This window comes from Candidatus Protofrankia californiensis, assembly GCF_900634765.1.
In the GTDB taxonomy this organism is placed as follows: domain Bacteria; phylum Actinomycetota; class Actinomycetes; order Frankiales; family Frankiaceae; genus Protofrankia; species Protofrankia californiensis.
In genome coordinates this window covers 10,273-15,627 of record NZ_CAAAFT010000217.1, presented here as the reverse complement: position 1 = coordinate 15,627, position 5,355 = coordinate 10,273, and the positions used below count along the sequence as shown (strand labels likewise).

Below are 5,355 nucleotides of genomic sequence, written 5' to 3'. Positions count from 1 at the left end.
CGGAGACGGACCCGGCCTCGAAACCGTTCACCATCACCGAGCCGCCCTTGACAATGTTGGTCGCCGACCCCAGCAGCACACCGACCCGGTATTCGTCGCTGAACAGCATCCAGCCACCCGTGGCCAGCACGACCACGGTGGCCAGCACGACCGCCCCGATCCTTCTCATCGGTTGTCAGTCCATTCCCAGGGGCCCGGTCGATTCACCGGACAGGAACTGCCGGACAAACGGATCGTCGGAGTTGAAGGCTGCCTCGGCCTCGCCGTAGTGCACGACCTGGCCCTTCCAGATCAGCCCCACGTAGTCGCTGACCTTGCGCGCCGTGCGAATGTCGTGGGTCACCAGCAGGTAGGTGCCCTTGTGGCGGCTGTGCATATCCAGAATCAGGTCGTTGAGCAGGCTCGTGCGTACCGGGTCCAGTCCGGAGTCCGGCTCGTCGAACAGCACGATGTCGGGATTCATCACCAGCGCGCGCGCGAAACCGGCACGCTTGCGCATACCGCCGGACACCTCGCTGGGATACTTGGTCAGCGACCTTTCCAGACCCACCTCGGTGAGCCTTTCCAGCACGATGTCGGAGATCTCGGACTCGGCCATGTCGGTGTGCTTGCGCAGCGGGAACGCGGTGTTGTCGTAGATGTTCATCGAACCGAACAGCGCGCCGTCCTGGAACAGCACGCCGAATCGCTTGCGTAATTCGTAGCGCTCGCGCTCGGAAATCCGCCAGATATCCTTGCCGAAGATGAGAACCTCACCGTCATCGGGTTCGAGCAGCCCGACAAGATGCTTGATCATCACGCTCTTACCGGTGCCGGACGGGCCGAGGATCGTGGTGATCGCATCGTCCACGAAGTTCAGGTTCATCCCCCTGAGCACATGGAAGTCGCCGAACGCCTTGTGTACGTTACGCACTTCCATGCTGTGCACGCGGCGGCCGGGATCCGATGGCTGTGCGGCCATCGACGACCCGGGCAGGGGAACATTCTGGATGATCTCGGCGGAATTCTGCATAGCACTTGACCTCCTGGCGGCTGCCGGCCGGAGCTAGTTCGCGATCGGGGCGTTGGGATTGAGTCCCCAGAAAAGCTGGGTGGTGAGCAGACCGATGATATGGATCAGCACCATGTTCAGCATCATCGATTTCGCGGTGTTCTTGCCGACCCCGACGGATCCACCGCTCGCGGTGTAGCCGTAGTAACAACTGACGAACACGATCGTGGTGCCCATCGACAACACCTTGATCATTGAATAGAGAAAGTCGAGCGGGTTCTGGTAGAGCCAGAAGACGTAGTTGTAGCCACCGGCGGACACCCCGCCCAGTTGCACGACGGTCACCAGGTACATCGATATGTACATGAGGCCGAGCCCGACCGTGTACAGGAACGGCATCGCAAGCCAGGCGGCCATGATCCGGGTGCCGACCAGATAGCTACGCGACTTGACGCCCATGACCTCCATGGCGTCGATCTCGTCGGCGATCCTCATCGAGCCGATCTCGGCAACCAGCCCACAGCCGACCTTCGCCGCGAAAATGTAGCCCCACATGTACGGCGCCATCTCGCGGATCGAGCAGAAGGCGTTGAAAATGCCCGAGTACAACGGGGCGCCGATCTGCTTGAGGGTGTAGCTGGCCTCGAGTCCGCAGGTGGTGCCTATGACGAACTGCATCATCCAGATGATCAGACCGCTGGACAGGATCAGGATGCCGGCCTGGTGGAAGATCTCCGAGGCGTAGTGGCGGACATCGCCGAAGTCACGAATGGTCCTGCCGGAGAACTGGGCGATGTCGCCGCCGGTGGCGACGGCCTGCTTCACTCCGCGCTGCACGCCGCCCAACGTGATCACAGTGTCCTGCGGCTTCGGTGCGGTGACACGCGGTCGCCCGCCCCGGTCGAGCTTGTCCAGTGATGTGGTCATGATCGCGCGGCCTCTACTTGTAGACCTGCATGTCGGGGTTGAGCCCGAGCAAGATGGTCGTGAAGACGTAGTTGAAGATCCAGATCGCGGCGAAGGAGATGACCACGGCCTGGTTGACCGCGCGTCCCACCCCGATCGGCCCGCCCTCGGTGTGCAGGCCCTTGTAACAGCACACGACTCCGATGAGCAGGCCGAAGATCGTCGTCTTCACGACGCTGCCCCATATGTCGGTGACGGTGGCGTTGGCGAAGAAGTTCTCCAAGTACGCGCTGCTGTTGGCACCGAGCACCCACACCGAGGCCATGTAGCCGCCGAGCACGCCGAACACGAGCGCGACCAGGTCGAGCAACCCGGTCATGAACGTGATCGCCACTACCCGCGGGAGGATCAGCGTGCGCACGGGATCGACACCGAGCACCTCCATCGCGTCGATCTCCTCACGGATCCGGCGCGCGCCGAGGTCCGCGGTCATCGCGGTACCCATGACGCCGGCGACCACCATCGCGTTGATCCACGGGGCGAACTCACGGACGCTGGCCATGATGAAGAAGGAGCCGAGACGTTCGGGAATGCCGAAGAGCAGGAAGATGTTACCGCCCTGCAGGCCCGGCGCACCGAAGCCGAACGCCGTGCAGGACACGGCCATCGGGATCCAGCACAGCTTGAGGATTTCGAACATCTGGTCGCGCACTTCACCCCAGTAGCCGAAGGGGTGGCGGATGGCGCTGCCGAGAACCTGCCCGGCCAGCTGCACCATCTCCCCCCCTTGCTGCAGTGGCCGCCGCGCGGTGTCAACCCATTTCGGCGCCTTGCCCCTGCGTGCCCTGCGGCGGGTTCCAGGAACCGACGGGGCGGCCGTGGCCGGTACGCTCATGCGCGCTCACCTGCCGACCGCACGCCGGCGCTCTCGCTGTGGCCGAGTTGCCGCCGGGTACCCGCCGCCCCCGCCACGAACCCCACGACCACCGCGGCCGCAAGAGTCATCGAGATCTGCGCCGGATCCCGCCCGGCATGTGCCAGCAACACCAGCGGGAGCACCAGCAGATAGGCCCCGACCGCGGCCAGCGCACCATGCAGCCCGCCGCTGGTGGTCGTCCCCTGGCGCAGTGCCGCCACCACGAAAGCGGCCGCGGCCGACCCGGTGAGGATCAGTGCGCCGAGCGCCCCGGACACCGTCGCCGCGGCGGGGGCGGCGAGCCCGCCGAGGACGAGCACGGTGAATCCGCGCGAACTCCCGCGCACCACGGCGGCCATGTCCAGGCCATCGAGCCAGCCATTCCCCGGGGAACTGGTCATGTCCATGCCTCTTTTCGTCGACGTGCCGAGCCGGATGACGGCACAGGGCTGCAGCCGGCGGACCGCATGCTCGTCGCGGTTCATCGCGGCTGCCGTCCCGGCAACCGAGTAGTCCAGGCGAAACGCGGGCGCGAGCATTCACGCCCACCCCGCTCAGGCTCACCAACTGCCACCGGAGATCTTCAATGAGATGACCATGGATAACGCTCATCTCAGGTCGACCAGCACGGCAGCATCTCCTCCCGTGATGCCATCGCCGACCGGGATTGCTGTGGTATTCGCGTTGCCGGGAACAGTTCGGCGAGGCAACGCGCCAGGAACCAACGCTACCGTTTTGTGTGCCGGGTCACATCTCCCAATGGGGGGGTAGTTACCCCTCCAAAGAGAGGCTCTCTCCCGGCGGCGGTGAACCCGGGTTCCCTGGGGACTCCGAATACACGAAAAGACCATGATCGCATGCTTTTTGGCCAGCCCGTGTCCCGAGTTGGCAATTCGTTGATATTAGCCGGCGAAGACGTCCAGGGTCTCGTCGGCACTGCTGGAACGGGTTCTCCCACACGGCTCACCGACCTCTTTCAGCGCCGGCATTCGGTGTTCTGCGGTGGTACGCGATCGACCAGTCCCTGCCGCTGGCCCCGCTCGGCGGCAACCGACTGGTCTTTCCGGAGGGCCGCTTCAACCCGCGGGGAGGTGCTCAATGTGATCGAACGCGAACGGGTCACCTGGTGGGGCACTGTGGTGCGACGACGACCGGGTGCACACCGGTGACCCAGAGGATCGCTAGGCGGGCGCGTGCTCGAGCAGGTATCGCTTCACCTCGGCCACGTGGTCGACGCCGGCCTCCCAGCTCGAGGTGGTTGCCACCAGCGTGAAGTGCTCGCAACCGGCCGCGAGGTAGGGCAGCAGCCACTCCCCCAGCTGCTCCGGCGTGCCAGCAGGCGCCAGCCGCTCGAACTTCTCGTAGGGCAGGTGGTAGAGCCGCTCCATCCGTTCGGCCACCATGGCCCTGGCCTTGCTCGCCTGGGCGTCGATCCCACACCAGACGCTCAGCCCGTACCAGGACGGCAGCTCCCTGCCCGCCTGCCCGGCCGCCTCGGCGATCTGCTCGCGGATCTCGGCGAAACGCCGGGCGGAGCAGAAGATCCCAAGCCAGCCGTCACCGAAGCGCGCGGTCCGCCGTACCGCAGCCGCCGACGTGCCGCCGACCACGATCGGGATCCTGGGCACCGGGGCCGGCAGCACCTGCGCGTCCTTGAGCTCGAAGAACTCCCCGCTGTGATCGATCGCATCGCCCGAGGCCAGAGCACGCAGCACGTGCAGGCTCTCGTCGAGGCGGCGCCCCCGGGTCGACGGATCGACGCCGCAGTTGAGCATCTCGGAGCGATCCTCCCCGCCCACGCCGACCCCCAGGATCAGCCGACCCGGCGCCAGCTGGGAGATCGAGGCGAGCTGGCGGGCGACGGTCATCGGATGCCGGAGCGCGAGCTGGTAGATGCCCAGCAGCACGAGGAGATCGTCATTGCTGGTCAAAGCGGCGGTGGCGGACACCATCCCGTCGAAACCCCGGCCGCCGTGGAAACTGACATGATCACCGACGACCACGTGATCCAGCCCCGCGGCGTGCGCGCGACCGAGCAGATCGCGCCGCTGCCGCGGGCCCGTCGACAGGATCGACTCGTGCACGTCCAGCCCGAGTGTGATCATTTTACGTGCCTCCTGCCAAGAACATCCTTGGCGATAATGCGTTTCTGGATCTCCGCCGTGCCGTCCGCGACCAGGTAGGCCATGACATCGCGAAATCTCTGCTGCAACGGGAACTCGGTCGCATAACCGAGATTACCGTGGATCTTCATCGCCGCCTCGATCGCGTCCTTGGCAACGATCGGCGGCCACCACTTGCTCATCGAGGCGTGCGCGGTGTGCGGCTGGCCGACATGGCGCAGCCACAACGCCCGATAGCACAACCACCGCGCCGCTTCCAGGTAGGTGGCCTGCTCGGCCAGGAGAAAGGATATGCCCTGGTACTCGGCGATCGGACGGCCGAAGGTCTCACGCTGCAGGGCGTAATCGGCGGCTTCGTCGAGGCTGGCCCGTGCCGCACCGAGACACATCAGGCCCAGTGCGGCACGGCTGAAGTCGAA

The 5,355-nt window shown here is 65.4% G+C and carries 6 protein-coding genes; all 6 read right to left on the bottom strand.

The features are described 5' to 3' along the window. Nucleotides 1-175 precede the first annotated feature (175 nt). The gene (locus DD1DGNOD_RS11975; protein ID WP_346434312.1) at nt 176-961 is read right to left on the bottom strand and encodes an ABC transporter ATP-binding protein; all 786 of its coding nucleotides are present in this window, start codon (nt 959-961) and stop codon (nt 176-178) included. Between the two features lie 84 nt (nt 962-1,045). Beyond that, nucleotides 1,046-1,918, bottom strand: coding sequence for an ABC transporter permease (locus DD1DGNOD_RS11970; protein ID WP_131770125.1), 873 nt, complete (start codon nt 1,916-1,918; stop codon nt 1,046-1,048). Between the two features lie 13 nt (nt 1,919-1,931). Continuing rightward, nucleotides 1,932-2,792, bottom strand: coding sequence for an MlaE family ABC transporter permease (locus DD1DGNOD_RS11965; RefSeq protein ID WP_131766576.1), 861 nt, complete (start codon nt 2,790-2,792; stop codon nt 1,932-1,934). After that, complete coding sequence (locus DD1DGNOD_RS11960) at nt 2,789-3,352, bottom strand: hypothetical protein (protein ID WP_131770124.1); 564 nt, start codon at nt 3,350-3,352, stop codon at nt 2,789-2,791. The genes DD1DGNOD_RS11965 and DD1DGNOD_RS11960 overlap by 4 nt, the downstream gene beginning before the upstream one ends. 642 nt (nt 3,353-3,994) lie before the next feature. Further along, complete coding sequence (locus tag DD1DGNOD_RS11955) at nt 3,995-4,918, bottom strand: LLM class flavin-dependent oxidoreductase (protein ID WP_131766574.1); 924 nt, start codon at nt 4,916-4,918, stop codon at nt 3,995-3,997. Then, nucleotides 4,915-5,355: acyl-CoA dehydrogenase family protein (locus tag DD1DGNOD_RS29350; RefSeq protein WP_241255667.1), on the bottom strand; the 441-nt coding region annotated here is incomplete at its 5' end. The genes DD1DGNOD_RS29350 and DD1DGNOD_RS11955, both read right to left, overlap by 4 nt.

Coding starts and splice junctions, on each gene's coding strand:
- DD1DGNOD_RS11975 (WP_346434312.1), bottom strand. CDS start 961: ATGGCCGCACAGCCATCGGATCCCGGCCGCCGCGTGCACAGCATGGAA.
- DD1DGNOD_RS11970 (WP_131770125.1), bottom strand. CDS start 1,918: ATGACCACATCACTGGACAAGCTCGACCGGGGCGGGCGACCGCGTGTC.
- DD1DGNOD_RS11965 (WP_131766576.1), bottom strand. CDS start 2,792: ATGAGCGTACCGGCCACGGCCGCCCCGTCGGTTCCTGGAACCCGCCGC.
- DD1DGNOD_RS11960 (WP_131770124.1), bottom strand. CDS start 3,352: ATGCTCGCGCCCGCGTTTCGCCTGGACTACTCGGTTGCCGGGACGGCA.
- DD1DGNOD_RS11955 (WP_131766574.1), bottom strand. CDS start 4,918: ATGATCACACTCGGGCTGGACGTGCACGAGTCGATCCTGTCGACGGGC.